This window comes from Stenotrophomonas sp. NY11291 (genome assembly GCF_023277365.1).
Classification (GTDB): domain Bacteria; phylum Pseudomonadota; class Gammaproteobacteria; order Xanthomonadales; family Xanthomonadaceae; genus Stenotrophomonas; species Stenotrophomonas geniculata.
Map to the genome: position 1 here is coordinate 3,560,628 of NZ_CP096975.1, position 26,552 is coordinate 3,587,179.

At 67.3% G+C, this 26,552-nt stretch carries 22 protein-coding genes; 10 read left to right on the forward strand and 12 right to left on the reverse strand.

The features are described 5' to 3' along the window. Positions 1 to 31 precede the first annotated feature (31 nt). Both M1L61_RS16660 and pilH read left to right on the forward strand, forming a co-directional pair. Entirely contained in the window at positions 32 to 1,027 is a 996-nt protein-coding gene (locus tag M1L61_RS16660; protein WP_191863541.1) for a YhdH/YhfP family quinone oxidoreductase, read from the forward strand. Positions 1,028 to 1,115: 88 nt separating this feature from the next. Then, positions 1,116 to 1,487, forward strand: a complete 372-nt coding sequence (pilH, locus tag M1L61_RS16665; RefSeq protein WP_005410644.1) for a twitching motility response regulator PilH — start codon at positions 1,116 to 1,118, stop codon at positions 1,485 to 1,487. 88 nt (positions 1,488 to 1,575) lie between these two features. Here the strand turns inward: pilH and M1L61_RS16670 are convergent, their stop codons facing one another. After that, positions 1,576 to 2,469, reverse strand: coding sequence for a DnaJ C-terminal domain-containing protein (locus M1L61_RS16670; RefSeq protein WP_010482782.1), 894 nt, complete (start codon positions 2,467 to 2,469; stop codon positions 1,576 to 1,578). Between the two features lie 261 nt (positions 2,470 to 2,730). On the opposite strand from M1L61_RS16670, the gene M1L61_RS16675 reads away from it, so the two are divergent. Next, complete coding sequence (locus M1L61_RS16675; protein WP_248853798.1) at positions 2,731 to 3,213, forward strand: peroxiredoxin; 483 nt, start codon at positions 2,731 to 2,733, stop codon at positions 3,211 to 3,213. A gap of 29 nt (positions 3,214 to 3,242) precedes the next feature. Beyond that, positions 3,243 to 3,818: a ferritin-like domain-containing protein gene (locus M1L61_RS16680; protein ID WP_010482780.1), complete on the forward strand. Its 576-nt coding sequence runs from the start codon at positions 3,243 to 3,245 to the stop codon at positions 3,816 to 3,818. 154 nt (positions 3,819 to 3,972) lie between these two features. On the opposite strand, the gene pbpC is transcribed toward M1L61_RS16680, so the two are convergent. From pbpC to prpB, 9 genes are all read right to left on the reverse strand, one after another. Then, positions 3,973 to 6,354 carry a penicillin-binding protein 1C gene (gene pbpC / locus M1L61_RS16685; RefSeq protein WP_019338672.1) on the reverse strand — a complete coding sequence of 794 codons (2,382 nt, stop codon included), beginning with the start codon at positions 6,352 to 6,354 and terminating at the stop codon, positions 3,973 to 3,975. Positions 6,355 to 6,403: 49 nt separating this feature from the next. Beyond that, positions 6,404 to 11,311, reverse strand: coding sequence for an alpha-2-macroglobulin (locus M1L61_RS16690; protein WP_248853799.1), 4,908 nt, complete (start codon positions 11,309 to 11,311; stop codon positions 6,404 to 6,406). 278 nt (positions 11,312 to 11,589) lie between these two features. Then, positions 11,590 to 13,050, reverse strand: a complete 1,461-nt coding sequence (locus tag M1L61_RS16695) for a bifunctional 2-methylcitrate dehydratase/aconitate hydratase (RefSeq protein ID WP_043399099.1) — start codon at positions 13,048 to 13,050, stop codon at positions 11,590 to 11,592. 71 nt (positions 13,051 to 13,121) lie between these two features. Further along, a complete protein-coding gene (prpF, locus tag M1L61_RS16700; protein WP_053443378.1) occupies positions 13,122 to 14,300 on the reverse strand; it encodes a 2-methylaconitate cis-trans isomerase PrpF in 1,179 nt (392 codons plus the stop codon). A 23-nt stretch (positions 14,301 to 14,323) separates the two neighbouring features. Further along, on the reverse strand, positions 14,324 to 14,650 hold the full coding sequence (locus M1L61_RS16705; protein ID WP_019338676.1) for a type II toxin-antitoxin system RelE/ParE family toxin: 327 nt from the start codon (positions 14,648 to 14,650) through the stop codon (positions 14,324 to 14,326). Further along, positions 14,637 to 14,894 (reverse strand): type II toxin-antitoxin system ParD family antitoxin, encoded by a 258-nt coding sequence (locus M1L61_RS16710; RefSeq protein WP_019338677.1) that lies wholly within the window; start codon positions 14,892 to 14,894, stop codon positions 14,637 to 14,639. The genes M1L61_RS16705 and M1L61_RS16710 overlap by 14 nt, the downstream gene beginning before the upstream one ends. 100 nt (positions 14,895 to 14,994) lie before the next feature. Then, positions 14,995 to 17,613: a Fe/S-dependent 2-methylisocitrate dehydratase AcnD gene (gene acnD, locus M1L61_RS16715; protein ID WP_010482771.1), complete on the reverse strand. Its 2,619-nt coding sequence runs from the start codon at positions 17,611 to 17,613 to the stop codon at positions 14,995 to 14,997. Positions 17,614 to 17,710: 97 nt separating this feature from the next. After that, a complete protein-coding gene (prpC, locus tag M1L61_RS16720) occupies positions 17,711 to 18,868 on the reverse strand; it encodes a 2-methylcitrate synthase (protein WP_010482770.1) in 1,158 nt (385 codons plus the stop codon). Between the two features lie 36 nt (positions 18,869 to 18,904). Beyond that, a complete protein-coding gene (gene prpB / locus M1L61_RS16725) occupies positions 18,905 to 19,798 on the reverse strand; it encodes a methylisocitrate lyase (RefSeq protein WP_010482769.1) in 894 nt (297 codons plus the stop codon). 156 nt (positions 19,799 to 19,954) lie between these two features. Between prpB and prpR the strand changes: the two genes are divergently transcribed. Next, positions 19,955 to 21,538, forward strand: a complete 1,584-nt coding sequence (prpR, locus tag M1L61_RS16730) for a propionate catabolism operon regulatory protein PrpR (protein ID WP_109814895.1) — start codon at positions 19,955 to 19,957, stop codon at positions 21,536 to 21,538. Positions 21,539 to 21,622: 84 nt separating this feature from the next. On the opposite strand, the gene pdxH is transcribed toward prpR, so the two are convergent. Further along, positions 21,623 to 22,222, reverse strand: a complete 600-nt coding sequence (gene pdxH, locus M1L61_RS16735; RefSeq protein WP_049410407.1) for a pyridoxamine 5'-phosphate oxidase — start codon at positions 22,220 to 22,222, stop codon at positions 21,623 to 21,625. 40 nt (positions 22,223 to 22,262) lie between these two features. Here pdxH and M1L61_RS16740 point away from each other — a divergent pair, with 40 nt between their 5' ends. After that, entirely contained in the window at positions 22,263 to 23,090 is an 828-nt protein-coding gene (locus M1L61_RS16740; RefSeq protein WP_032952424.1) for a kinase, read from the forward strand. Positions 23,091 to 23,096: 6 nt separating this feature from the next. On the opposite strand, the gene M1L61_RS16745 is transcribed toward M1L61_RS16740, so the two are convergent. Next, positions 23,097 to 23,300, reverse strand: a complete 204-nt coding sequence (locus M1L61_RS16745) for a dodecin family protein (protein WP_049435250.1) — start codon at positions 23,298 to 23,300, stop codon at positions 23,097 to 23,099. A 99-nt stretch (positions 23,301 to 23,399) separates the two neighbouring features. On the opposite strand from M1L61_RS16745, the gene M1L61_RS16750 reads away from it, so the two are divergent. The 4 genes from M1L61_RS16750 (at position 23,400) to hemE (ending at position 26,520) form a co-directional block, all read left to right on the forward strand. Further along, positions 23,400 to 23,942: a shikimate kinase gene (locus M1L61_RS16750; RefSeq protein WP_010482764.1), complete on the forward strand. Its 543-nt coding sequence runs from the start codon at positions 23,400 to 23,402 to the stop codon at positions 23,940 to 23,942. After that, on the forward strand, positions 23,939 to 25,051 hold the full coding sequence (gene aroB / locus M1L61_RS16755; RefSeq protein WP_248853800.1) for a 3-dehydroquinate synthase: 1,113 nt from the start codon (positions 23,939 to 23,941) through the stop codon (positions 25,049 to 25,051). The genes M1L61_RS16750 and aroB overlap by 4 nt, the downstream gene beginning before the upstream one ends. A 120-nt stretch (positions 25,052 to 25,171) precedes the next feature. Continuing rightward, positions 25,172 to 25,411: a WGR domain-containing protein gene (locus M1L61_RS16760; RefSeq protein WP_019336384.1), complete on the forward strand. Its 240-nt coding sequence runs from the start codon at positions 25,172 to 25,174 to the stop codon at positions 25,409 to 25,411. Positions 25,412 to 25,437: 26 nt separating this feature from the next. Continuing rightward, complete coding sequence (gene hemE / locus M1L61_RS16765; protein WP_019336385.1) at positions 25,438 to 26,520, forward strand: uroporphyrinogen decarboxylase; 1,083 nt, start codon at positions 25,438 to 25,440, stop codon at positions 26,518 to 26,520. The last annotated feature ends 32 nt before the right edge of the window (positions 26,521 to 26,552 follow it).

Here is a 26,552-nt window from a genome sequence, read left to right on the forward strand (position 1 = left end):
GTGGCGTTTTCCTCGAAGTCAGGCAACGCCGATGGCCCCCACCACCCCGTTCACCGCCTTCCGCATCGAAAACGACGACGCCGGCTACCGCAGCGGCCTTGCCCAGCTCCGGATCGACGACCTCAACCCCGGACAGGTGCTGATCCGCGCCCACTGGTCCTCGGTCAACTACAAGGATGCCCTTGCCGGTACCGGCAAGGGGAAAATCCTGCGCCGCTTCCCGCTCGTGGGCGGCATCGACGTGGCCGGTACCGTGGTCGCCAGCTCCGACCCGGACTGGCGTGAAGGCGATGCGGTGCTGGCCACCGGCTGCGGCCTCAGCGAGACCCGTGATGGCGGCTACAGCCAGTACGTGCGGCTGGAATCGCGCGCGGTGATCGCCCAGCCGGCCGGGCTGACCCCGCGCGAGGCGATGGTGCTGGGCACCGCCGGCTTCACTGCGGCGCTGGCCCTGCTGCGCATGCAGGACAACCGGCAGACCCCGGAACTCGGCCCGCTGGCAGTCACCGGTGCCAGCGGCGGCGTCGGTGCGCTGGCGCTGTCGATCTTCAGCCGTGCCGGCTACAGCGTGCACGCGGTCAGCGGCAAGCAGAACCAGGCCGATTTCCTGCGCAGCATCGGCGCCACCGAGGTACTGCCACGCGACGCGCTGGCCGATACCGGCCCGCTGCAGTCGGCGCGCTTCGGCGGTGGCCTCGACAATGCCGGAGGCGACATGCTGGCCAGCCTGCTGGCGCAGACCGTGCCCTACGGCAGCGTGGTCAGTGCCGGTCTGGCCGCCAGCCCGACGCTGGACATGACCGTGATGCCGTTCATCCTGCGCGGTGTCTCGCTGCTGGGGGTGTCCTCGGCCAATGCGCCGCGCGGGCTGCGCGAAGAGGTGTGGTCGCGACTGGGCAGTGACTGGAAGCCGCAGCACCTGGACCGCATCTGCACTGCCGAAGTCGGCCTGGATGGCCTGCCCGCCGTGTTCCAGCGGATGCTGGCCGGCGGCTCGCTGGGGCGCACGGTGGTGCGGATCGACTGAACGTCGCAGGCAGGCGACGGACGGCAGACGCGCCCCTCCCGCCGGTAATGTGCCCGCACTACACTGCGGGCATTACATGGGGAACAACATGGCACGCATTCTGATCGTCGACGACTCACCGTCGCAGCTGTTGGGGATACAGCGCATCGTCGAGAAGCTCGGGCACCAGATCCTGACCGCCACCGATGGCGCCGCCGGGGTCGAAACCGCCAAGGCCGAGCTGCCCGACCTGGTCCTGATGGACGTGGTGATGCCCAACCTCAATGGCTTCCAGGCCACCCGCACCCTCGCCCGCGACGAGGCGACCCGGCACATTCCGGTGATCCTGGTGACCACCAAGGACCAGGACACCGACCGCATGTGGGGCATGCGCCAGGGCGCCAAGGCCTACATCACCAAGCCGTTCTCGGAAGATGAACTGTCCGAGGTGCTGGAACGGGTGTTCGCCGGGCAGGGCTGAAACATTCCGGTGGGTGCCAACCTTGGTTGGCACGCCTTGAACGGCCGAAAGGCGTGTGGACCGAGGTCCACACCCACCAGAATCGATCTCAGATCGTTTCGCCAAACGCCTTGGCCAGGTTCCGATAGGCCTTCTTCTGCGCCTCGTCGGTCGCAGCCGGGGCCACGATCTCGATTTCGACGATCTGGTCGCCGTCCGGGCTGCCAGGAAGGCCACGGCCACGCAGGCGCAGCTTGCGCCCGGCATCGGAATCGGCCGGAATCTTCAGCTCCACCGCACCGCCCAGGGTCGGCACGCTGATGCTGGTCCCCAACGCGGCCTGCCACGGTGTGACCGGCAGCGTATAGAGGATGTTGCGGCCATCGACCTCGAACTGCGGGTGCGCGGCGTATTCCACTTCCAGCAGCAGGTTGCCGCCATGGTTGCCCTGCCCTGCCAGGCGGATCACCTGGCCCGGGCGGATGCCCTTGGGCACGCGCACGTCCAGCTGCTTGCCGTTGACGGTGATGCGCAGGCTGTCACCGTTGTAGGCCGCCTCCAGCGGTACCGACAGCTTGGCGCGGGTATCGCGATTGGGCGCATGGCCCTGGCTGCTGAAGCCCGGCCCCGGACCAGCGCCGCCACCGCCACGCTGGCGCGCGAACAGGCTTTCGAAGAAGTCGCTGAAGCCGCCGTTGGGGCCGCCGCCGCCGAACACTTCCTCGAAATTGAACCCCCCGGCGCCGCCGTAGTTCGGCGGCACGTTGAACTCCTCGCCCGGGCGATAGCCCTGCGCGCGCAGCTGGTCGTAGGCCGCGCGCTTCTCCGGGTCGCGCAGCGCCTCATAGGCCTCGTTGACCGCCTTGAACTTGTCTTCGGCCCCGGCCTCCTTGCTGACGTCCGGGTGGTACTTGCGTGCCAGCCGGCGGTAGGCGGTCTTGATCTCCGCCTCGCCCGCGCTCGGTTCCACCCCCAGGGTGGCGTAGTAATCCTTGAATTCCATCCAGCTACCTCGATTCGCTTCGGCCGCGCCGGTGGCGCCGCCCCGGGTTCATTCTACGCGTCGGCGATGCTACGCCGGGCCTCGTGCGGCGCCGGTGAGGCCGACTGATCCTGCGCAATGCGGCTGCCATCCCCATGCCCCACGCTGTGGCTGGAAGCCCCTGCCGCAAAGCCCGAAGATGGGGCCTGCACGCAGGTTTTCCAATGTCTTGACGCCCCTGTCCCATCCGGCCCACTAGCCTGCCCCAGCAAGGAGTTCCCCATGACCATCCATGTCGGCGACCGCATTCCGGAAGTGACCCTCAAGCGCATCCGCGAGGGCATCGAAACACTCGATACGCATTCGCTGTTCGATGCGCGCAAGGTGGTGCTGTTCGCCGTGCCCGGCGCGTTCACCCCGACCTGCTCGGCGCGCCACCTGCCCGGCTACGTCGAAAAATTCCAGGACTTCCGCCAGCGCGGCATCGACGTCTACTGCATGGCCGTCAACGACCCGTTCGTGATGAAGGCCTGGGCTGCCGACCAGAGCGTGCCCGACGGCCTGCTGATGCTCTCCGACGGCAACGCCGAACTGACCCGCGCGCTCGGCCTTGAGCTCGACGCCAGCGCCTCGGGCATGGGCATCCGCTCGCGCCGCTTCGCGCTGTACGTGGTCGATGGCGTGGTGCGTGCGGCCTGGGTCGAACAGCCGGGCCAGTTCGAAGTCTCTTCAGCCGAGTACGTGCTGGAGCACGTGCCCACCTGATCTTCCACCGCAAGAGGAAACGGCCAGCCATGTCCAGCAAGCCAGCCAAAGCCACAAAGCCTGCCGCAAAGGTTCCCGGCATCAGCGACCGCAAGACCCTGCGCGAACGCGCCCGGCGCAACATCGAAGATGGTGCGATCACCGACAGCTACAATGCCGACCGCGAGGCAGTGATCAAGCTGCTCAACGACGCGTTGGCCACCGAGTACGTGTGCGTGCTGCGCTACTACAGGCACTTTTTCATGGCCAAGGGCATGCTGGCCGACGCGGTCAAGGCCGAGTTCCTGGAGCACGCACAGCAGGAGCAGGCACACGCCGGCAAGCTGGCCGAGCGCATCGTCCAGCTCGGCGGCGAGCCCGATTTCAACCCGGATACGCTGACCGCGCGCTCGCACGCCGAGTACAAGGAAGGCAGCGACCTCCGCGACATGGTGCGCGAGAACCTGGTGGCCGAACGCATTGCCATCGACAGCTACCGCGAAATGATCAACTTCATCGGCGACCGCGACACCACCACCAAACGCATCCTCGAAGAGATCCTGGCGCAGGAAGAAGAACACGCCGACGAATTCGCCGACCTGCTGGATGGGTGGATCGGGGAATAGCGGTTACGCCACACGCTCGCTGCCATCTGCCGCGTTGTAGAGCCGAGCCCATGCTCGGCTGACTGCACCACGCACGTCACAAGAGCAGCCGAGCATGGGCTCGGCTCTACAACAGCGTCGCAAATATACGGAAAGCGGCGACCAAGGTCGGCACCTACCGCAGCACGTTGAACCGTACCTGGGTCCACGCGCCATCTGCCGCCAGCGCGGTCAGGGTGTGTGCGCCCGGATCGGCGAACTCGCGCTGCATCAACTGCGCGCCGTGGGTCTGCGCAATCCAGCGTCCATCCAGCAACCAGTCCACCGCCTGCTCGCTGCCCAGCGCGCGCAGCTGCAGGCGTACGCCATGTTCGGCGTTGGGTGCACGCGCCAGTGCTGCGCCATCATTGAGGCCATCGATGTGCAACGCGACACTGGCCTCACGCCCATCGTCGCGGCAGTCAGGCGATAGCGCTGGCAATTGCGAGGCCTCGCGCGTGGCCTTGGACAACCACGGCGACAACAGCGCCGGCCAGCGCGCGATCTCACGCGCGACTTCCTCATGCGGCAAACGGCAATCAGCGGAGACACGCAGACCGGTCCGCGCATCGGCCAGGTAGCGCTGCCGCCCCGGCTGCCAGCGCCGCGCCTCGCGCTCGGGGAAGGTCGGTGGTGCTGCACCGTCCAGCAGGTAGGCCTGCATCCTGCGCTGGCAGAGCGCAGCTGGCAGTCCCTCGGCACGTTCGCCGGTCGGCCAGCAGATGTCTTCCTGGCTGACACTGGCCGGCATTGGCGCAGCAGCGGAATCGCCACGCTGGCGCGGCAGGCTGTCCACCACTTCGAACATCAGCGGCAGTGCGGTAACCGCACCATACTGGCCCGGCAACGGCGTGCCGTCTGGTCGCCCCACCCACACGCCCACTGTGTAGTGACGGGTACTGCCGATGGCCCACGCATCGCGGTACCCGTAACTGGTGCCGGTCTTCCACGCCACACGCGGGCGGCCACCGACATCGAACGTCCCGACGCCATAGCCCGGCCGCGGATTCGATTCCAGCATCTCGCGGACGATCCAGCTTGCGCCGGGCGAAGCGAGGCGCCGCTCGATCATTGGCTCATCGTCGGTGTAACGCACGCGCCCGGCGATGCCATTGCGGTTGAGCGCGGCGAACGCGCCGACCAGGTCTTCCAACCGCGCGCCGGTGCCGCCCAGGATCAGCGACAGATTAGGCGTGCTGCCCGGCGGGAAACGCAGCTGGATGCCGGAGTGCGACAGGCGAGCGGCGAAACGCGCAGCACCGACCCGTTGCAGCAGATCTACCGAGGGTACGTTGAGCGACAGGCGCAATGCACTGGAAGCGCCGATCGGTCCGTTGAAGGCCATGTCGAAGTTGCCGGGGCGGTAACTGCCGAAACTCTGCGGCGCATCCACCAGCAGGCTTTCCGAATGGATCAGGCCGTCATCCAGTGCCATCGCATACAGGAACGGCTTGAGCGTGGACCCCGGCGAGCGCCAGGCCTGCACCATGTCCACGTGCCCCAGCCGCTGGCGGTCACCGAACGCCAGCGTGCCCACATAGGCACGTGCCTGCAGGGTCTGGTTGTCGACCACCAGCAGGGCGGCCGAGGTGCGTTCGGGCAGCGTCGAGAAGTAGCTGGCCACGCGCTCTTCCAGCGTGCGCTGCAGGCCGATATCAATGCTGCTCTGGATGCGCGCTTTGCCCGGCTGCGCTGAATGCAGCCGCTGCGCCAGCAGTGCCGCATGCAGCGGCGGCCGCAGCGAGCGCGCCACCACGTTCTCGATGCGCGCGTCCTCCACTTCCTCCGGCGTCCACGCACCCAGTTCGGCCATGCGTGACAGCACCTTGTCGCGCGCCTTCTGCGCCGCTTCCGGATGGCGGTCCGGGCGCAGCCGGCTTGGCGCCTGCGGCAGCACCGCCAGCAACGCGGCCTCGGCATGCGACAGCTGCGCCGCCGGCTTGCCCAGGTAGGCCCAGCTGGCCGCTTCCACGCCCTCGATGGTGCCGCCGTAAGGCGCGCGCTCCAGATACAGGGCCAGGATCTGCTGCTTGCTCAGATGCACTTCCAGCTGCACCGCGCGCAGCATCTGCTTGAGCTTTCCCCAGGGCGTGCGCGTATGCGGGTCGAGGATGCGGGCAACCTGCATGGTCAGGGTCGAGCCACCGGACACGATGCGGCCGCCGCGCAGCAACTGGCCGCTGGCACGCAGGATCGCCAGCGGGTTGATGCCCGGATGGCGCCAGAACCAGCGGTCTTCGTAGGTCAGCAACGCCTGCAGGTACAGCGGCGAGACGCTGTCGATCGAAGCCGGATAGCGCCACACGCCCTCGGCATCGGCAAAGGCACGCAGCGGCGTGCCGTCGGCGGCCACCACCAGGGTGCTGGTATCACGCTGCTTCGGCAGCGGCGGCGGGAAAGCGAAGTCCAGCACCAGCAGCAGCGCCAGCGAGGCGGCCGTGCCCCAGCGCAACCACGGCCACAGCGGCCGCAGCCGGCGGCGCAGAGCCGCCAGCCGGGTCTTCATTGCGTCATTCATTGCGAATTGCCATCAGGACGGGCCGCGCCGTCGCGGCCCGTCCGCGCGGTCACGGCTGTACCACCGTGATCGTGGTCGGGTTGCTGCGGCCGACGCCGCGCAGCTGCGGCCGGTACATGTCCTCCACCAGCGGCGGCGGCACCGAGTAGGTTCCCGGGGTCACCGCGCGTACCAGGTAGAACACGTTGGCCTTGCTGCCACGCGAGAGCTTCAGCGCGGCCACATAGCGGTCGTCGCGGAACTCTTCGTGCTTGGTATCGGCGGCTTCACCACGATCGCTGATGGTGATGCCGTCCACGACCACGTCGGCCCACTGCTTGGCGTCGCCCAGGTTGAAGTTCTCGATCTCCAGGCCGGCCGGCAGCAGGTCGGTCAGCAGTGCATCCGGCATGGTGGTATCGGCAGTGACGGTGACGCGCACGATCAGCGCTTCGCCTTCCTTCAGTGGCCGCGGCGTCCACGGCTTGCCATCGGTGCCGAAGTAGCTGCGTTCAACACCCAGCACGCTGTTGTCCGGTGCCGGCGCGCTGCGCGGGATGCCGGCCACGTCGATGCTGGCAAACATCGGCGGCTGGCCCTGCGGGGTGAAGCGTACGCCGCTGGCCAGTTCGCTGCCGGTGAAGTTGCGGCCGAACAGCTTGCGCTCACTGATCGCCTCGGTGCTGCCACCGATCACCAGCTCACCGGCCACCAGCGCCTTCTGGTTGGCGGCCAGGGCCTTGCCGAGGCGGGCGATCGCCACCTGCTCCTGGGTGCTCAGCCACATCCAGCCGGCATTGCGGCGGGCATCCAGGCCACGGCCGAGATCGACCGCACGTGCGTCCCAGGCGGGCTTGGCCAGCTTGTTCTCGTGCGTCAGCGCGATCATCAGTGCGTCATCGCGGATCGCGCTGCCGTAGTCGCCGAAGTACGACGGGCGCTCGCTGCTGGACTTGGCGAACGCCGCCGCCAGTGCCGCCTGGCCACGCTTGGCATCACCCTGCAGTGACAGCGCCACGCCCAGGTGGACCAGCGACAGGCCACCGACCGCCTTGCTGCGCTCGTTGTCGTACAGCGTGCGCAGGGTACCCAGCGGCGCCCGGTTGACCCGGGCCAGCACATAGCCCGAATACGCCTGGTTGGCGAACTTCAGCTTCTCGCGGTCATCCTGGCCGTAGAACTGATTGCCACCGGACAGCAGGTCCTCACTGAGGCGGCTGAGTGCCTTCTGCAATACGTTGTCGGGCACCGCGAAGCCGGCGTCCTTGGCATCGAGCAGGAACTCGGTGATGTACGGGGTCAGCCACGGGTTCACGTAGCCGTCGTCACCCCACATCGAGAAGTTGCCGTTGGCCACCTGCATCGACGCCAGGCGACCGAACGCGCCTTCCATGCGCTCGCGGCGGGTCTTGGCATCCAACCCGTCAGCCCCGAGCATCGACGACGTCGCCTGGTCCAGGATCAGTGCGGCGTAGCCCTTGCTGGTGGTCTGCTCGGCGCAGCCGTATGGGTAGTTCAACGCGCCCTGCAGGGCACTGGCGAACGGGATTGGCGGCAGCGGGCTGACCAGCAGGCGCGCGTTCACCGACTCGGCCATCAGGCCGTCGGTCAGGCTGTTGTCGAGGCTGACCGCGGCCAGTGGATCCAGCGTGCGTACCTGCGAGCGCAGCACCTGCGGCCACGCCGCACGCACCGGCAGCTCGTAGCGGCGGTCGGCCTTGAATCCGTTGCCGTCCACCCGCACCCGCACCTTGGCTACGCTGTGGCCCTCACGCGCGGACAGCGGGAAACTCAGCGTGGTCTTGGCATCGGCATTCAACTGCACGCTGCGGCTGCCCTCACCCAGGTTCAACGGGCCCTCGCTTTCCACCTTCACGTTGAACTGCCCCCGCTTGCCGGTGAAGTTCTGCACGTCCAGGGTCACGGTGCTGCGGTCGCCCGGGGCCAGGACGCGCGGCATGCTGGCTTCGGCCAGGATCGGCGCGCGCACCACGGTCTCCACATCGCGCTTGCCGTACTGGTCATCGCTGTAGACCAGCGCCGATACGCGCAGGGTGCCGTTGAAGTCCGGCACCTTCAGGCGGATGCGGGCGATGCCCTTGGCATCCAGCTGCACCGGGCCGGAGAACAGGTCCACGGTCTGCACGCGTGCGGTCGGGCGCTTGGCCTGCGGCAGCGCCTGCAGCGCCATGTCGCCACCAAACTTCAGCTTGCCGCTGCCGCCATCGAAGCTCTCGATCACCCGGCTGTAGATGTCGTAGGCATCGATGCCGAGGCGACGCTGGGCGAAGAAGTGCGCGCCGGCGTCGGGCACCGGGAAGCGGGTGATGTTGAGGATGCCTACATCCACCGCCGAGACGGTGACGTGCGCCATCTTGCCCGCCAGCTGCGGTGCACTGACCGTCACCGGCAGGTCCTGCTCCGGCCGCATCTGCTTGGGCGCAGCCAGGCCAACCGCCACGGTGCGGCCCTTGCGGTCCATCGGAACGTGCACCACACCCACAGCACGGGCCGGGGTGATCTTGCTCGGCGCACTGCCGCCACGGAACACCAGCGCGGTGATGTACACGTCGTGGCGTTCCCAGTCGGCGGTAACCGGAATCTTGAAGGTCGACCCCGGCTTGGCGTCGATGCCCTGCACGTACAGCATGCGGTCGGTCTCGACCATCAGGATGCCCTTGCCGGCGTGCGGCGGGGTCACCGTCACCTCGAGCGTGTCGCCTGCCTTGTAGCCGGTCTTGTCCAGGCCCAGCTTGATCTTGTCAGGGCGCGCGTCCAGGCCGCGGTTGTCATCACCCCAGCTCCAGCCCGCACGGAACGGATAGCGGCTGGTCAGGCCGGTGGACGGATCGAACACGTCCACCCGGTACTCGCCCCACTCCACCGGGAAATCAAAGGCCACCGCGCTGCCGCCGGCATCGACGGTGCGCGTTTCCTTGTTCTCGAAACGGCGGGTGAAGTCGTAGTCCCAGCGGTTGTCGTTGAAGGTCCAGTGGTAGTCGCGCAGTTCGCGCACCAGGGTGATCTTCAGGCCCTTGGCCGGCTGCGGCTTGCCCGCTGCATCCACGCGCATCAGCTCGAAGCGCGCATTGCCGTTGGCATCGGCACCGTCTTCGGGATTGAACAGCGGGCGCACGCCCACCAGCGCATTGGCCGGCCACATCACCCGCTTCAAGGTGCGGGTGACGGTACGGCCGCCGGTCTCGTACAGGCTGCCGGACAGCACCACCGCAATCGGTGCCTTGGCCTTGGCCGCCTCCTCCGGCAATGCCACATCCTCGCGCAGCTGGCCGTTGGCCGGCAGCGTGGTGTCGATCACGTCCTTGGCTTCGCGCGGCAGCTGCAGGGTCGGGTCACCGAAGAAGTAGCCCGGCAGGCCCTCCACCGGCTGCTGCTCGGCCGCCACTGCCATGCGCGCGGTGAAGCGGTTGCCATCGGCCGGCGCACCATACAGGTAGGCACCATTGGCCTGCAGGCGCAGGTCCTCACCCGGCTTCAGCGTCTTCTGCGCGCTGTCCAGATCCAGCTTCATGCGCTCGGGCAGGAACTCCTCGATGCGCAGGGTCATGCCCTGGATCGCCTCCTTGCTGGCCGGGTCGGTGCGGAACTCGATCTGCCAGCGCCCGGTCGGCGCCTCGGCGGGGATCACCTGCTCGAAATTGATGTAGCCCTGGTCACCCGGCTGCAGGCGGGTCTCGCGGAAAGTCTTGCCGTCGGGCTGCTTCAGGCGCAGGAACACCGGTTGCGCCTTGACCGGCTTGCCATCGTTGTCACGCAGCAGCGCGGACAGGCGCACGGTCTCGCCCGGGCGGTACAGGTCGCGGCCGGACCAGGCGTAGACGTCGAACCAGGCATTGTCACGGCCGGCCACGGCGAATTCGCTCAGGTCCAGCGCCGGCTGGTTGAACGGCAGGAAGCTGGTGTCCTTGCCAGTGCTGGCGACCAGCACGTGGGTGGCATCCAGCGTGTAGTTCAGCAGCGCATTGCCATTGCCGTCGGTGCTGCCCTTCAGCACCACCTCGCCCTTGGCATCGAGAACCCGCAGGTCGATGCCCTTCAGCGGTGCGCCGTCCTTGAGGCCGGCGGTGTGCACGAACAGCTTGTCCTTGTAGGCGCGGGTATGCAGGCCGATGTCGCTGACCGAGAAGAACGCGGTATCGAACTCGCCCTCGTAGTCACCGGTGCGCTTGAGCAGGGCGAAGTACAGGCCCGGCTCCTGCAGTTCCTTGATGTCCTGGGTCGGCAGGTAGGTCAGCACCCGCTCGTTCTGCTTGCCACCCAGGATGAAGCGGTTGACGTAGACCGGCTCGGCCAGCTTGTTGATCGGGCTGCGCTCGTAGTCGCTGCTCAGCTCCCAGCTGCCACGGCGGCCTCCGCGCTGGTACTGGCTGAAGAAGGTCGGCAGGTCCTTCTCGCGCACGCGCAGGAACTCGACGTCGACCTCCGGCACGTTCACCGACACCACCGGCAGGCCACGGCTGTCCTTGGCCGGCAGCACGCTGCCCTGCGAGGCGAAGCCGACCACCGGCTTCAGTTCGCCGCTGAACACCTTCTGCTTCAGTTCCTTGCCCAGGCGGCTGCCATCGGCGGCCAGCAGGTCCGGCGAAACCACCAGGCTGAACTCCTTGCCGGCCTCGACGAACGGGTAACGCAGGGTCAGGCCGTCATCGGACAGCGTCCAGCTGCTGTCGTCGGTGCCGACCTTTTCCTCGAAGCGCACCAGTTTGTCGAAATCCTGGGTGCCGACGAGCGGGCGCGAGAACTCCAGCGCCAGCGACAAGCCGTCATTCTTCTGGTCCGGGTAGGCACGCAGCAGGGTGAACTCCTTCACCTGCTCGGCCTTGGTGGTGATGGCTTCACCGCTGGCCTTGGGCAGCTGCCCGCTGTCGTTGCGGCAGCCGGCCAGACCCAGCAACAGGCCTCCTGCCAGTACCGCCGCCGCCCATCCCCACCGCTTCCGCCGTGCCGGACCGCTCATGTCGTCACTCCTTGATCGAGGTGGTCATTATAGGCAGGCCGCGTCAAGGTGTTGACGCGGATTCGGCAAGTGCCCCGGGTGCAGGTAGTGCCGGCCGCTGGCCGGCAGTATCGGCAGTCGCCAACCTTGGTTGGCGTTGGGCCCGTGCCAACCAAGGTTGGCACCCACCAAAGCGCGCCTCCCCGGCAGGTACAGGCGCTGACACGAGTCCGGCGGGAATGCATCGGAGCGGTAGCGCCGGGCCATGCCCGGCGGGCCGGCGCCCACCAAGGCGCCTCCTACCCTGGCAGGTACAGGTCCACGTAGTCGGTCACCGGCATCGCCGGCAGCGTCACCGGGTCCAGTGAAGCGGCCCAGATGCGCTGCTGCTGGGCGGTCGGGAAGCGATGGGCCAGGTGCCGGCGGAACTTGTCCATCAGCAGCGGAATGCCTTCCTCGCGGCGCCGGGCGTGGCCGAGCGGGTATTCCACCAGTACCTCGGGCAGCTCGCTGCCGTCGGTAAAGCGCACGCTCAGGCCGTTGGCGATGCTGCGCTTGTCCGGATCCAGATAATCCGCGCTCAACTGCGGGTCTTCATGGCAGGCCATCTTCGCGCGCAGCGCATCAATGCGCGGATCGGCGGCAACGTCGTCCTCGTAATCCTCGGCCACCAACCGCCCGTGCAGCAACGCGATGGCGACCATGTACTGCACGCAGTGATCGCGGTCGGCCGGGTTATGCAACGGCCCCTGCTTGTCGATGATACGGATGCAGGCTTCCTGGGTGCGGATGGCGATGTGCGCGATGTCCTCGACCCGCCGTTCCATCGAGCGCAGCTGCTGGTGCAGCGTGACCGCCGCCTCCACTGCAGTCTGGCCGTGGAACTCGGCCGGGTAGCTGATCTTGAACAGCACGTTCTCCATCACATAGCTGCCCAGCGGTCGCCCCAGTGTCAGTGCCTGACCGTGCATGGATACGGCCTCGAAACCCCATGTCGGTGCACTCAATACGCTGGGATAGCCCATCTCGCCGCTGGCTGCCATCAGCGCCAGACGCACGCCACGACTGGTCGCATCGCCAGCGGCCCAGCTCTTGCGCGAGCCGGTATTGGGCGCGTGACGGTAGGTTCGCAGCGCCTGGCCATCTATCCAGGCCAGCGACACTGCATTGAGCATGCGTTCGCGATCCAGCCCGAGCAGCTGCGAGACCACCGCGGTGGTGGCCACCTTGACCAGCACCACATGGTCCAGCCCGACGCGGTTGAAGGAATTCTGCAGCGCCAGCACGCCCTGGATCTCGTGCGCCTTGATCATCGCAAGCAGCACGTCGTGCACGGTCGGCGGCGGACGACGCAGGGCCTGCGCGTTGCGCCCCAGCCAGTCAAGGACGGCAAGGATGCCGCCCAGGTTGTCCGATGGATGGCCCCATTCGGCGGCCAGCCAAGTGTCGTTGAAATCGAGCCAGCGCACCATTGCGCCGATGTTGAAGGCGGCCTGCACCGGGTCCAGCACGTAGTGCGTGCCCGGTACGCGCGCGCCGTCGACCACGCTGATGCCCGGCACCAGTGGACCGAGCAGTTTGCTGCAGGCCGGGAAGGACAGCGCTTCCAGGCCGCAGCCCAGCGTATCAAGCAGGCAGTGATGCGCGGTCTGGAACGCCAGCGGTGAGTCGATGCGGGCATCGCGCACGTAATCGACGATATCCACCAGCAGTGCATCCCACGCTGCACGCTCGTTGGATGGGGTGTGGTTGTCGGACATCGTCGATCTCCTCGTTGCGGTGCACGGTTGCCCGTGCACCATGCCAACCAAGGTTGGCATCTACCAGAGCACTATTCGGCTGGCACCCGCACCTTGCCTTCCATCAGCACACGGGCGCTGCGGCTCATGATGGCCTTGGTCACTGTCCACTGGCCGTCAACGAGACCAGCCTGCGCACCCACGCGCAACGTGCCCGAGGGATGGCCGAAGGTCACCGCCTCACGTTCGCCGCCACCGGCGGCGCGATTGACCAGGGTGCCCGGAATCGCCGCCGCGGTACCGATCGCCACGGCGGCAGTGCCCATCATCGCGTGGTGCAGCTTGCCCATCGACAACGCACGCGCGTGCAGGTCGATGGCCGAGGCCGGGATGGCCTTGCCGCTGGACGACACATAGTCCTGCGCCGGTGCAACGAAGGCCACCTTCGGCGTGTGCTGGCGCGTGGCCGCATCTTCCAGGTTCTTGATCAGCCCCATGCGCAAGGCGCCGTAGGCGCGGATCTTCTCGAAGCGCTCCAGCGCCCCCTTGTCCTCGTTGATCGCAGGCTGCAGTTCGGTGCCGGTGTAGCCCAGGTCGGCCGCATTGAGGAAGATGGTCGGAATGCCGGCGGTGATCATGGTCACCTCGAAACTACCCACGCCCGGCACGTCCAGGGTGTCGACCAGGTTGCCGGTCGGGAACATCGCGCCCGCATCGCCGTCATCGGACGGATCGATGAACTCCAGCTGGATCTCGGCGGCCGGGAAGGTCACGCCATCCAGTTCGAAATCGCCGATTTCCTGCACTTCGCCATCGCGCATCGGCACGTGGGCGATGATGGTCTTGCCGATGTTGGCCTGCCAGATGCGCACGGTGCACAGGCCATCGCGCGGCACGCGGGCGGGATCGATCAGCCCGTTGGCGATCGCGAATGGGCCGACCGCAGTGCTGAGGTTGCCGCAATTGCCGCTCCAGTCGACGAAGGCGGTGTCGATCGAGACCTGGCCGTACAGATAGTCCACGTCGTGGTCTGGCACCGAGGCGGTGGAGATGATCACGCACTTGCTGGTGCTGGAGGTGGCGCCGCCCATGCCATCGGTCTGCTTGCCATAAGGATCGGGCGAGCCGATCACGCGCATCAGCAGTGCATCGCGTGCGGCGCCCGGCGCCTGCGCGGCCTCGGGCAGGTCCTGCAGGCGGAAGAACACGCCCTTGCTGGTGCCGCCGCGCATGTAGGTGGCGGGAATACGGAGTTGCGGGAGGAAGGTCATCGTCGGATCCACGCGTTTGGATTTCAGGAAATGTCTTGCATCAGTGCGTCAAGACCACGATCAACGCACCACACACGCATGATGTCCACGCGGTCCGGTAGATCGAGGTAATAGACGAGGTACCGTTCGAAGCCCGGAACCAGCATGAACCGCAACGGCACCGGCAGCTGTGCTGCGAGGTCGGCGTGCCGGGTGGAACCCGAGCCTGGAAATACCGCGATGCGTTGAAGCGTGGCCTCCAACTCGGCGAGAAAGCGCCGACCCAGTATCAGCCCACCCTGCCGTGCGAACCACAGCGCGGCATCGGCTGCGTCGGCTTCGGCCCTGGGTCGCCATTCAATCGCCTTCACGCTCCATCCTTTCGGTCAGTTCACGACGCATGCGCTCGAATGTGTCGGCCGTCACCGGGACGCCAGGCCCAGAAGCCAGCCCCTCGGCAATCAGCTGCTTGAGCAGTTCTTCGGCCTTGCTGCGCTGGCGCTGGCGGATCAGGTCACGCACGTAGTCCGACGTACTGGAATAGCCGCCTTCACGCACTTCCTCGTCCACGAACTGCTTGAGCGGGTCGGTCAGCGAAATGTTCATGGTGGCCATGAGACTCTCCATTGGCAGTTTTTGCCAAGTCAGTGTGCGCCCTGCCCAGGTGTCGGACAAGCCCGCCCCCGGCCTCCGGGGGCAGGCATTCAGGCCGGCATCACGCCACCTTGGCGCCCTCCAGGAAGTCCTGGGCGAAGCGCTGCAGCACGCCGCCGGCTTCGTAGATCGCCACTTCCTCGTCACTGTCCAGGCGGCAGGTGACCGGCACGATCAGGTCCTGGCCGTCGCGGCGGTGGATGACCAGGGTCAGGTCGGCGCGCGGGGTGCGCTCGCCCACCACGTCGAAGGTCTCGGTGCCATCGATGCCCAGGGTCAGGCGGGTGGTGCCCGGCTTGAACTCCAGCGGCAGCACGCCCATGCCGATCAGGTTGGTACGGTGGATGCGTTCGAAGCCCTCGGCCACGATCGCTTCCACGCCGGCCAGGCGCACGCCCTTGGCGGCCCAGTCGCGCGAGCTGCCCTGGCCGTAGTCGGCACCGGCAATGATGATGAGCGGCTGCTTGCGCTCCATGTAGGTCTCGATCGCTTCCCACATGCGCATCACCTTGCCTTCCGGCTCCACGCGCGCCAGCGAACCCTGCTTCACGCTGCCATCGTCGTTGCGCACCATCTCGTTGAACAGCTTCGGATTGGCGAAGGTGGCGCGCTGCGCAGTCAGGTGATCACCGCGATGCGTGGCATAGGAATTGAAGTCCTCTTCCGGCAGGCCCATCTTCGCCAGGTACTCGCCGGCGGCGCTGGAGGCCAGGATCGCGTTGGACGGCGACAGGTGGTCAGTGGTGATGTTGTCCGGCAGCACCGCCAGCGCGCGCATGCCGGCCAGCGTGCGCTCACCGGCCAGTGCGCCCTCCCAGTACGGCGGACGGCGGATGTAGGTGCTCTGCGGGCGCCAGTCGTACAGCGGGCTGACCGCGGCACCGTTCTCCACGCGCACGTTGAACATCGGGTTGTAGACCTTGCGGAACTGCTCGGGCTTCACCGAGGCCTTCACCACCGCGTCGATCTCGGCATCGCTCGGCCAGATGTCCTTCAGGCGCACCTCGTTGCCATCGGCGTCCACGCCCAGCACGTCCTTCTCGATATCAAAGCGGACGGTGCCGGCGATGGCATAGGCGATCACCAGCGGCGGCGACGCCAGGAAAGCCTGCTTCGCATACGGGTGGATGCGGCCATCGAAGTTGCGGTTGCCCGACAGCACGGCCGTGGCGTACAGGTCCCGGTCGATGATCTCCTGCTGGATGGCCGGATCGAGCGCGCCGCTCATGCCGTTGCAGGTGGTGCAGGCGAAGGCGACGATGCCGAAGCCCAGCTTTTCCAGGTCCGGCAGCAGGCCGGCCTCTTCCAGGTACAGCTGCACCGCCTTCGAGCCGGGCGCCAACGAGGACTTCACCCACGGCTTGCGCAGCAGGCCACGTTCATTGGCCTTGCGCGCCAGCAGTGCGGCGGCGATCACGTTGCGCGGGTTTGAGGTGTTGGTGCAGCTGGTGATGGCGGCGATGATCACCGCGCCATCCGGCATCAGGCCCTGCGCCTGCTCGGCCTTGCCCGCTGCCAGCTTGGCCTCGTCGGCGATGCCGCGCTCGGCCAGCTCGGAAGTGGCGACGCGCTTGTGCGGGTTGGACGGGCCCGCCATGTTGCGCACCACGCTGGACAGGTCGAAGCGCAGCACGCGCTCGTACTGCGCGGTGGCCAGGTCGTCGGCCCACAGGCCTGTGGTGCGTGCATAGTTTTCCACCAGCGCCACCTGCGATTCCTCGCGGCCGGTCAGGCGCAGGTAATCGGTGGTCTGTGCGTCGATGTAGAACATCGCGGCGGTGGCACCGTATTCGGGGCACATGTTGGAGATGGTGGCGCGGTCACCGATGGTCAGTGCCGCAGCACCCTCGCCGAAGAATTCAAGCCAGGCTCCGACCACGCGCTCCTTGCGCAGGAACTCGGTCAGGGCCAGCACCACGTCGGTGGCGGTGATGCCCGGCTGCGGGCGACCACTCAGTTCGACACCGACGGTGTCGGGCAGGCGCATCCACGACGCGCGGCCCAGCATCACGTTCTCTGCTTCCAGGCCGCCAACACCAATTGCGATCACGCCCAGTGCATCCACGTGCGGGGTGTGACTGTCGGTGCCCACGCAGGTATCCGGGAAGGCCACGCCGTCCTGCACGTAGACCACCGGCGACATCTTCTCCAGGTTGATCTGGTGCATGATGCCGTTGCCCGGCGGAATCACGTCCACGTTCTCGAAGGCCAGTTTGGTCCAGTCGATGAAGTGGAAACGGTCTTCATTGCGACGATCTTCGATCGCGCGGTTCTTCTCGAACGCCTGCGGATCGAAACCGCCACACTCCACCGCCAGCGAGTGATCGACGATCAGCTGCACCGGCACCACCGGATTGACCTTGGCCGGGTCGCCGCCCTTGTCGGCGATCGCATCGCGCAACCCGGCCAGATCGACCAGTGCGGTCTGGCCGAGGATGTCGTGGCACACCACGCGCGCCGGGAACCACGGGAAATCAAGGTCGCGACGGCGCTCGATCAGCTGCTTCAGCGAATCGCTGAGCGTGGCCGGATCGCAGCGGCGCACCAGGTTCTCGGCCAGCACGCGCGAGGTGTACGGCAGGGTGGCGTAGGCGCCGGGCTGGATCGCATCGACAGCGGCACGCGCGTCGAAATAGTCCAGCGCGCTGCCGGGGAGGTTCTTGCGGTAATCGGTATTCATGGGCTGGCGGAGTGCTTGAGGCGGGCCGGGTGCCGGCGGTGCGGCGGCGAAAGCATCCGGCCGGCACGCGGCCGGCCGGATGGGTACAGCAGGTGGATCAGACGCGCTTGTCGATGGCGACGAAGTCGCGGTCTTCCGGGCCGATGTAGTTGGCGCTCGGGCGGATGATCTTGCCGTCGATGCGCTGCTCGACGATGTGCGCGCTCCAGCCGGCGGTGCGGGCGATCACGAACAGCGGGGTGAACATCGCGGTCGGCACGCCCATCATGTGGTAGCTGACGGCGCTGAACCAGTCCAGGTTCGGGAACATCTTCTTGATGTCCCACATCACCGATTCCAGGCGCTCGGCGATGTCGTACATCTTCATGCTGGACTGTTCTTCGGACAGCTCGCGGGCCACGTCCTTGATCACCTTGTTGCGCGGATCGGAGACGGTGTAGACCGGGTGGCCGAAACCGATCACCACTTCCTTGCGCTCGACGCGGGCCTTGATGTCTTCCTCGGCCTCATCGGGGGTGTCGTAGCGCTTCTGCACTTCGAACGCCACTTCGTTGGCGCCACCGTGCTTCGGACCGCGCAGGGCACCAATGCCACCACAGATCGCGCTGTACATGTCACTGCCGGTACCGGCGATGACACGGCAGGTGAAGGTCGAGGCGTTGAACTCGTGTTCCGCATACAGGATCAGCGAGGTATGCATCGCCTTCACCCACGACTCCTGCGGCTTCTCGCCGTGCAGCAGGTGCAGGAAGTGGCCACCGATCGAGTCGTCATCGGTTTCCACATCGATGGCGCGGCCGTTATGGCTCCAGTGGTACCAGTACAGCAGCATCGAACCGAGGCAGGCCATCAGCTTGTCGGCGATGTCGCGCGCGCCGGGGTGGTTGTGATCGTCCTTCTCCGGTGCCACGCAGCCAAGCACGGACACGCCGGTGCGCATCACGTCCATCGGGTGCGCCGACGGCGGCAGCTCTTCCAGCGCGGCCTTCACCGCGGCCGGAATGCCACGCAGCGACTTCAGCTTGGCCTTGTAGGAAACCAGCTCGGCGCGGGTCGGCAGCTTGCCGTGCACCAGCAGGTAGGCGATTTCCTCGAACTCGCTGGTGTTGGCCAGGTCCAGGATGTCGTAGCCACGGTAGTGCAGGTCGTTGCCACTGCGGCCCACGCTGCACAGCGCGGTGTTGCCGGCAGCGGTGCCGGACAGGGCGACGGACTTCTTCGGCTTGAAGGTCGGGGTTGCGGTCGTATCGTTCATGTTTCCCTCCGAAAACTTGATGGTGCAGGGTACTGCTTATTTCTTGGCGGCGAACAGTGCATCGAGCTGCTGCTCGAACGCGTGGTAGCCGATGCGGTCGTAGAGTTCTTCGCGGGTCTGCATGGTCTCCACCACGTTGCGCTGGTGGCCATCGCGGCGCACCGCCTGGTAGACGTTCTCGGCGGCCTTGTTGGCGGCGCGGAAGGCAGACAGCGGGAACAGCTGGATGGCAACACCGGCCGAAGCCAGTTCGTCGCGGCTGAACAGCGGGGTGGCGCCGAACTCGGTGATGTTGGCCAGCACCGGCACCTTCACCGCATCGACGAAGCGGCGGTAGGTATCCAGGTCGTAGGCGGCCTCGGCGAAGATGCCGTCGGCACCGGCCTCGACGCAGGCGATGGCGCGCTCGATGGCCTTGTCCACGCCGTCCACCTGGATGGCGTCGGTGCGCGCGATCAGGAAGAAGTCCGGATCGGTCTTGGCATCGGCGGCCGCCTTCACGCGGTCGACCATTTCACCCTGCGACACGATCTCCTTGCCCGGACGGTGACCGCAGCGCTTGGCGCCGACCTGGTCCTCGATGTGGCAGGCGGCCGCGCCGGCCTTGATCAGCGACTTCACGGTGCGCGCGATGTTGAACGCACTCGGGCCGAAGCCGGTGTCGATGTCGACCATCAGCGGCAGGTCGCAGACATCGGTGATGCGGCGCACGTCCACCAGCACGTCTTCCAGGGTGTTGATGCCCAGATCCGGCAGGCCCAGCGAGCCGGCGGCAACACCGCCACCAGACAGATAGATGGCGCGGAAGCCGGCGCGCTTGGCCAGCAGGGCGTGGTTGGCGTTGATCGCGCCGATCACCTGCAACGGCGATTCGGCAGCCAGCGCCTCACGGAAGCGGGCACCGGCAGAGAAAGGAGTGGAAGCGGTCATGCGGCAATCCAGGTTGGAGAACGTGTGTGTGTAGGCGCAAACACCATGCCAACCTGCAAGCGCTTGATTTCACGGGGATGACTGACCCGCATCAGTGAAACATATGAAACACTGAAACAGATGTATCATGAAACACCCTTCCCGGTCCGAGCCACCATGTACCTGCCCCGCTCGCCCCTGCGCCACGCCGACGCCGACCCCGGTCGCCCGGTGATCTGGACCGTCAGCGTTTCGCGGCTGACCGGTCTGCTCGGCGACGTCATTCCGGAGTTCGACCGCCGCGCGCGCATCGAGCAGATCAACCTCGGTTTCGAGGAAGCCGTGGACGTGATCGGCCAGCGCCTGCGCCGCGAGCACTGCGACGTGGTCATCGCAGGCGGCTCCAACGCGGCCTGGCTGCGCGGCCGGCTGGAGCTGCCGCTGGTGCCGATCCAGGCCAACGGCTTCGACCTGATGGAAGCGCTGGCCCGGGCACGACGGATCGCCAGCCGCATCGGCCTGGTCACCCACGCCAGCGACGTACCGGTGTTCAGCAACTTCCAGCAGAGTTTCGGCCTGGATATCGAGCATCGCCGTTTCGTCACCCGCGAGGACGCCCGCGACTGCATCGCTGACCTGCGCGCCAATGGCATCGAAGTGATCGTCGGCACCGGCATGGCCATCGATCACGCCGAACAGGCCGGCCTGCCCGGCGTGCTGCTGTACTCGGCCGACTCGGTGCGGCAGGCGTTCGAGCATGCGCTGGAACTGACCCAGACGCTGGCCCGCTCCAGTGGCAACCGATCCACCCCACGCCGGCGCCCGGCAGTACGTGCCGACGCGCATGAACTGCTCGGAGACAGCGATGCGATGGCACAGGTACGCGCACAGATTGCGCTCTATGCACCGCACGACAGCACCGTGCTGGTCAGTGGCGAAACCGGCACCGGCAAGGAACTGGTCGCGCGCCAGCTGCACGCCGCCAGCGGCCGGCGGGGTCGCTTCGTCGCGCTGAACTGCGGCGCGATCAGCGAATCGCTGCTGGAAGCGGAGTTGTTCGGCTACAGCGATGGCGCTTTCACCGGTGCACGTCGTGGCGGCCGCGTCGGCCTGGTCGAGGCCGCCGATGGCGGCACCCTGTTCCTGGATGAGATCGGCGAACTGCCACTGCCACTGCAGACCCGCCTGCTGCGTGTACTTGAAGAACGTGAGGTACTGCGCGTGGGCGCAACCGAACCGACCCCGGTCGACCTGCGCGTGGTGGCCGCCACCCTGCAATCGCTGGAGCAGCGCGCGGCAGCGGGCAGCTTCCGCCGCGATCTGTATTACCGACTGGCCGCACTACGCATTGCCCTGCCCTCGCTGCGTGCCCGGCGCGGTGACATCCCGTTGCTGGCGCAGCACTTCTTCCGCCAGCTGCGTGGCATCGACGCGCCACTGGATGAGGATGCACTGGCGGTGCTGACCACGGCCGAGTGGCCCGGCAACGTGCGCGAACTACGCAATCTGGTGGATCGCCTGCGCATCCACTGGCAGCCGGCTGAAGGGCCTATTGATGCTTCGCGACTGCTGCAGCTTGCGCCCGAGCTGGCAAGCGAAGGCGCGACGGCACTGCCGCTGGAAAGTAACGGCAAACGCCCGCCGCGTGCGCAGCTGGAAGCATTGCTGCAGGAACATCGCAATGACCGCGAGGGCATGGCACAGGCGCTGGGCGTATCACGCACCACGCTATGGCGCTGGCTGCGCGCGGAGGGTCTGTAGAGCCGAGCCCATGCTCGGCGGCTTCTGCAGGGACAACAGCCGAGCATGGGCTCGGCTCTACCGCAGCCCCGGCACCGCCCCGACTTACGGATACAGCAGGCGCTTGCTCCAGCGCCCTTCGGCACCGGCTTCATAGCACCAGCGTTCGTGCAGGCGGAACTGCGCGCCGTACCAGAACTCGATGCGGTCGGGCACCACGCGCAGGCCGCTCCAACCCTCCGGGCGCGGCACGTCCTTGCCTTCGAAGCGGGCTTCGATCCCGGCAACGCGCGCGTCGAACTCTTCACGCGTTGCCAGCGTCTTCGACTGCTGCGAGGCCCAGGCGCCGATCTGGCTCATCCGCGGACGGCTGGCGAAATAGGCATCGGCTTCGGCGTCGGCCACCTGCTCCACGCGCCCCTCGATGCGCACCTGGATGCCGGCCTCGCGCAGGCTGCGCCACAGGAACAACAGCGCCGCCTGCGGATTGGCCTGCAGTTCCTGGCCCTTGTGACTGTCCAGATGGGTGTAGAACACGAAGCCGCGCTCATCGAACGCCTTCAGCAGCACGGTGCGTGCCGAGGGACGACCCTGCGTATCGGCGGTGGCCACGGTCATCGCATTCGGCTCGACCTCGCGGCTCTGCTTGGCCTCTTCGAACAGGCCGGCAAACGTGGACAGGGCTTCGGCGTACAGGTCGCTCATGATTGCGTTCTTCTCACACGGATTGGGCTATTGTGGCTGCATGGCCGCTGCTGCGTATATGCCCCAGGTGAAAGGATTCCCCGAAACATTGGCCGAACAGGTGCTGGACGACGCACTGGGCAGCGACGCAGCAGTTCCAGTATTGGCGATCAGCGGCCTGCAGGGGAGCGGCAAATCGACGCTGGCCGCGCAGGTGGTGGCACGTGCCCAGGCACGCGGCCTGAACGCAGCCACGCTGTCGATCGACGATGTCTACCTGACCCGCGCACAGCGCCAACGGCTGGCCCGCCAGGTGCACCCACTGCTGATCACCCGCGGCCCACCCGGCACCCACGACCTGCCGCTGGCCCACGCGGTACTGGATGCAGTGGCCGCACGCCAGCCCTTCGCGATGCCGCGCTTCGACAAGCTGGCCGATGAACGCCTGCCTGAAGCGCAATGGCCGCAGCTGCAACAACCGCTGGACCTGCTGGTATTCGAAGGCTGGTTTCTGGGCACGCCTGCGCAGGATGACGACGCGCTGGTCAGCCCGTTGAACGCGCTGGAACGCGAGGCCGACGCCGATGGCCACTGGCGGCGCTGGTGCAACCAGGCGCTGGCCCGCGACTATCCGGCGCTGTGGCAGCGCTGCGCCCGCCTGTGGTTCCTGCAGCCACCGGATTTCTCGGTGGTACCACGCTGGCGCTGGCAGCAGGAGCAGAACCTGCAGGCCGCACAGCCGGGCCGGCACGGCATGAGCCGGCCACAGCTGGAGCGCTTCGTGCAGTATTACGAGCGGGTCAGCCGCCAGGCGCTGCGTGCCCTGCCCGCCCTGGCCGACCACGTAGTGGTGCTGGACGGCCAGCGACAGGTGCAGGACGTGCGCTGAGCGCGCCTATTCCACCAGGAAGGTCACCCGCAGGTTGACCCGCCATTCGGTGATCTCGCCACTGCCATTGGTGACCACCTTGGTCTCGTTCACCCAGGCGCCCTGGATGCCCTTGACCGTCCCGGAGACCTTCTTCAGCCCGCTGCGCACGGCGTCCTCCACGCTTTTCGGCGAGGAGGCGGTGATTTCGATGACCTTGGCGACCGTCATGGCCTGTACTCCGGCTGGCGCGGGAGACCCCGCATGAACGCCTACCCTGACGTGAAGAACGTAAAGGCCAGGGCACGGAGGTGTTAGCATCAGAGATGCATGAATCCTGCTCCGAACCTGATCCTGATCGGCCCGATGGGCGCCGGCAAAACCTGCATCGGCCGCCGCCTGGCCGAGCGCTTCACGCTGGACTTCGTCGACGTCGACCAGGCCATCGTCGATGCCGCCGGCGCCAGCATCCCGACCATCTTCGAGCACTCCGGCGAAGCCGGCTTCCGCAGCCATGAACGCGAGGCGCTTGCGCGCGTGCTGGAAGGCCGCGGCCAGCTGGTCTCCACCGGTGGCGGCGCGGTGCTGGATCCTGGCAATCGTGCACTGATCGCCCAGCGCGGCTTCGTGGTCTACCTGCGGGTCAGCGTGGCCGCGCAGCTGGAACGCCTGGCCCGCGACAAGGGCCGGCCGCTGCTGCAGCGCCCGGACCGCGAGCAGGTGCTGCACGATCTGGCCGCACACCGCGACCCGCTGTACCGCGAACTGGCCGACCTCACCCTCGATACCGACCCGTATACCGCTGCCGACGCGACCGCCCACCTGGTGGTCAAGCTGGCCACGCAATGGCAGCGCCAGGACCTGACCGCATGACTTCCCCCGCCCTGCTGCAGGTCGCCGTTGGCGGCGACCGCCCATACACCATCACCATCGGCGCCGGTGCCCAGGCCGACGGCGCTGCGCTGGCCTCGCATGTTCGCGGCCGCCACGTGCTGCTGCTCAGTGACAGCGAAGTGGCCCCACGCTATCTGGACGCCGTGAAGCAGACGCTGTTGGCCGCACGCCCCGACCTGATCGTCGGCGAGCACGTGCTGGCCGCAGGCGAAGCCTCCAAGACCCTGGCCGAGTTCGGCCGTGCGATCGAAGCACTGGCCGCGCTTGGCGCCACCCGCGACGCCTGCGTGTTCGCCCTCGGCGGCGGCGTGGTCGGTGATCTCGCCGGTTTTGCAGCCGCCTGCTGGATGCGCGGCGTGGACTGCGTGCAGCTGCCGACCACCCTGTTGGCGATGGTCGATTCGTCGGTGGGCGGCAAAACTGCGGTCGACATTCCGGCCGGCAAGAACCTGGTCGGCGCCTTCCATCCGCCGCGCGCGGTCATAGCCGATACCCGCGTGCTGGCTACGCTGCCGCCGCGCGAACTGCGTGCCGGCCTGGCCGAAGTGGTGAAGTACGGCGCGCTGGGCGATGCCGTGTTCTTCGAATGGCTGCAGCAGCATGCCGATGCGCTGATCGCCGGCGAAGACCACGTGCTTTCCGAAGCCATCGCGCGCAGCTGCCGGCACAAGGCTGCCATCGTCGAGCGCGATCCGTTCGAGAAGGGCGAGCGCGCCCTGCTCAACCTCGGCCATACCTTCGGCCATGCCATCGAGACCGAACAGGGCTATTCGGCCCCGGGCCGCGATGCACTGAACCATGGCGAGGCCGTGGCCGTGGGCATGGTGCTGGCGGCGAAGCTGTCCACCCACCTGGGCCTGGCCGAGGATGCCGACCGCGCGCGCCTGCAATCGCTTCTGGAGCGCCTTTGCCTGCCGGTGGCGATTCCGGCCGGGCTGGACCCACAGGCCCTGCTCGGCCGCATGCGGCTGGACAAGAAGAACGTGGCCGGCCGCCTGCGCCTGGTGCTGTGGCGCGGCATGGGCCGTGCCGAGGTGGTGCCGGACGTGGATGAGAAGGCTGTGCTGAAGGTGCTGGGCGCGGGCTGACCTTTCCGCGTTCGCCGGGCATGGCCCGGCGCTGACGGATTGTGCTGCGGCATGAAGCGCAGCCGAGCGTGGGCTCGGCTCTACAGGTCCGTGCCGCCCCGGGGCGATACAATCGGCGCCATGCACGTCTACCTGCAACATCCCGACGCCGGTGCGCAGGCACCGCGCTTCCTGCGCCTGAGCCTGCAGCCGGATCTGTTCGGCGGCTGGGAACTGCTGCGCGAAAGCGGCCGCGTCGGTGCCCGCTCGCAGCTGCGGCGCGAGCTGTTCCTGCAGGCCGACGAAGCCCGCCATGCTTTCGAGAAGGCCCGCGATGCCGAACTGCATCGCGGCTTCCAGATCCTTTCGCACGGCGACTGACGCCGCTGCCAACTTTCGTCCAAGGAATGCCCATCGTGACCAGCCCTCTCCGCAATGATCGCCTGCTGCGCGCCCTGCGCCGCGAACCGGTGGACTGCACCCCCGTCTGGCTGATGCGCCAGGCCGGCCGCTACCTGCCGGAGTACCGCGCGACCCGGGCCAAGGCCGGCAGCTTCCTGGCCATGGCCAAGAATCCGGAGATCGCCTGCGAGGTCACCCTGCAGCCGCTGCGCCGCTTCCCCTTGGACGCGGCCATCCTGTTCTCGGACATCCTCACCATTCCCGACGCGATGGGCCTGGAGCTGTACTTCGTCGAAGGCGAAGGCCCGAAGTTCCGCCACCCGGTGCGTGATGAAGCGGCCATCGCCAGGCTGGCCGTGCCGGACATGGAACAGGACCTGGGCTATGTGATGGACGCGGTGCGCCTGATCCGCCGCGAACTGGATGGCCAGGTGCCGTTGATCGGCTTCTCCGGCAGCCCGTGGACGCTGGCCTGCTACATGGTGGAAGGCGGCGGCAGCAAGGACTTTGCGCGCATCAAGGCGATGGCGCTGAACCACCCCCAGGCCCTGCACCGCCTGCTGGAGGTCACCACTGAAGCGGTGATCGCCTACCTCGGCGCGCAGCGTGCGGCTGGTGCGCAGGCGCTGCAGGTGTTCGACACCTGGGGTGGCGTGCTGTCGCCGTCGATGTACCGCGAGTTCTCGCTGCGTTACCTGCAGCGCATTGCCGAGGGCCTGGAGCGTGGCGAAGGCAGCGAGCGCACGCCGCTGATCCTGTTCGGCAAGGGCACCGGCCTGCATCTGGAAGCGCTGTCGCAGACCGGCGCCGATGCGCTGGGCCTGGACTGGACGCTGGACCTGGACGAGGCCATGCGCCGCACCGGTGGCCGCGTTGCCCTGCAGGGCAACCTCGACCCGACCACGCTGTACGCCTCGCCGGATGCGATCGCCGCCGCTGCCGCACGCGTGCTCGACACCTATGCCGCGGGCAACGGTGGTTCGCGCGAGGGCCATGTGTTCAATCTTGGCCACGGCATGTCGCCGGACATGGACCCGGCGCACGTGCAGGTGCTGGTCGACGCGGTGCACGCGCACAGCCAGCGCTGAACCTTGCGCATGCGGTTGCGGCGCGATGTTGA

Excerpts from the sequence above, each read along its gene's own strand:
- M1L61_RS16660 (WP_191863541.1), top strand. The coding sequence starts at position 32 with ATGGCCCCCACCACCCCGTTCACCGCCTTCCGCATCGAAAACGACGAC.
- pilH (WP_005410644.1), top strand. The coding sequence starts at position 1,116 with ATGGCACGCATTCTGATCGTCGACGACTCACCGTCGCAGCTGTTGGGG.
- M1L61_RS16670 (WP_010482782.1), bottom strand. The coding sequence starts at position 2,469 with ATGGAATTCAAGGATTACTACGCCACCCTGGGGGTGGAACCGAGCGCG.
- M1L61_RS16675 (WP_248853798.1), top strand. The coding sequence starts at position 2,731 with ATGACCATCCATGTCGGCGACCGCATTCCGGAAGTGACCCTCAAGCGC.
- M1L61_RS16680 (WP_010482780.1), top strand. The coding sequence starts at position 3,243 with ATGTCCAGCAAGCCAGCCAAAGCCACAAAGCCTGCCGCAAAGGTTCCC.
- pbpC (WP_019338672.1), bottom strand. The coding sequence starts at position 6,354 with ATGAATGACGCAATGAAGACCCGGCTGGCGGCTCTGCGCCGCCGGCTG.
- M1L61_RS16690 (WP_248853799.1), bottom strand. The coding sequence starts at position 11,311 with ATGAGCGGTCCGGCACGGCGGAAGCGGTGGGGATGGGCGGCGGCGGTA.
- M1L61_RS16695 (WP_043399099.1), bottom strand. The coding sequence starts at position 13,050 with ATGTCCGACAACCACACCCCATCCAACGAGCGTGCAGCGTGGGATGCA.
- prpF (WP_053443378.1), bottom strand. The coding sequence starts at position 14,300 with ATGACCTTCCTCCCGCAACTCCGTATTCCCGCCACCTACATGCGCGGC.
- M1L61_RS16710 (WP_019338677.1), bottom strand. The coding sequence starts at position 14,894 with ATGGCCACCATGAACATTTCGCTGACCGACCCGCTCAAGCAGTTCGTG.
- acnD (WP_010482771.1), bottom strand. The coding sequence starts at position 17,613 with ATGAATACCGATTACCGCAAGAACCTCCCCGGCAGCGCGCTGGACTAT.
- prpC (WP_010482770.1), bottom strand. The coding sequence starts at position 18,868 with ATGAACGATACGACCGCAACCCCGACCTTCAAGCCGAAGAAGTCCGTC.
- prpB (WP_010482769.1), bottom strand. The coding sequence starts at position 19,798 with ATGACCGCTTCCACTCCTTTCTCTGCCGGTGCCCGCTTCCGTGAGGCG.
- prpR (WP_109814895.1), top strand. The coding sequence starts at position 19,955 with ATGTACCTGCCCCGCTCGCCCCTGCGCCACGCCGACGCCGACCCCGGT.
- pdxH (WP_049410407.1), bottom strand. The coding sequence starts at position 22,222 with ATGAGCGACCTGTACGCCGAAGCCCTGTCCACGTTTGCCGGCCTGTTC.
- M1L61_RS16740 (WP_032952424.1), top strand. The coding sequence starts at position 22,263 with ATGGCCGCTGCTGCGTATATGCCCCAGGTGAAAGGATTCCCCGAAACA.
- M1L61_RS16745 (WP_049435250.1), bottom strand. The coding sequence starts at position 23,300 with ATGACGGTCGCCAAGGTCATCGAAATCACCGCCTCCTCGCCGAAAAGC.
- M1L61_RS16750 (WP_010482764.1), top strand. The coding sequence starts at position 23,400 with ATGAATCCTGCTCCGAACCTGATCCTGATCGGCCCGATGGGCGCCGGC.
- aroB (WP_248853800.1), top strand. The coding sequence starts at position 23,939 with ATGACTTCCCCCGCCCTGCTGCAGGTCGCCGTTGGCGGCGACCGCCCA.
- M1L61_RS16760 (WP_019336384.1), top strand. The coding sequence starts at position 25,172 with ATGCACGTCTACCTGCAACATCCCGACGCCGGTGCGCAGGCACCGCGC.
- hemE (WP_019336385.1), top strand. The coding sequence starts at position 25,438 with ATGCCCATCGTGACCAGCCCTCTCCGCAATGATCGCCTGCTGCGCGCC.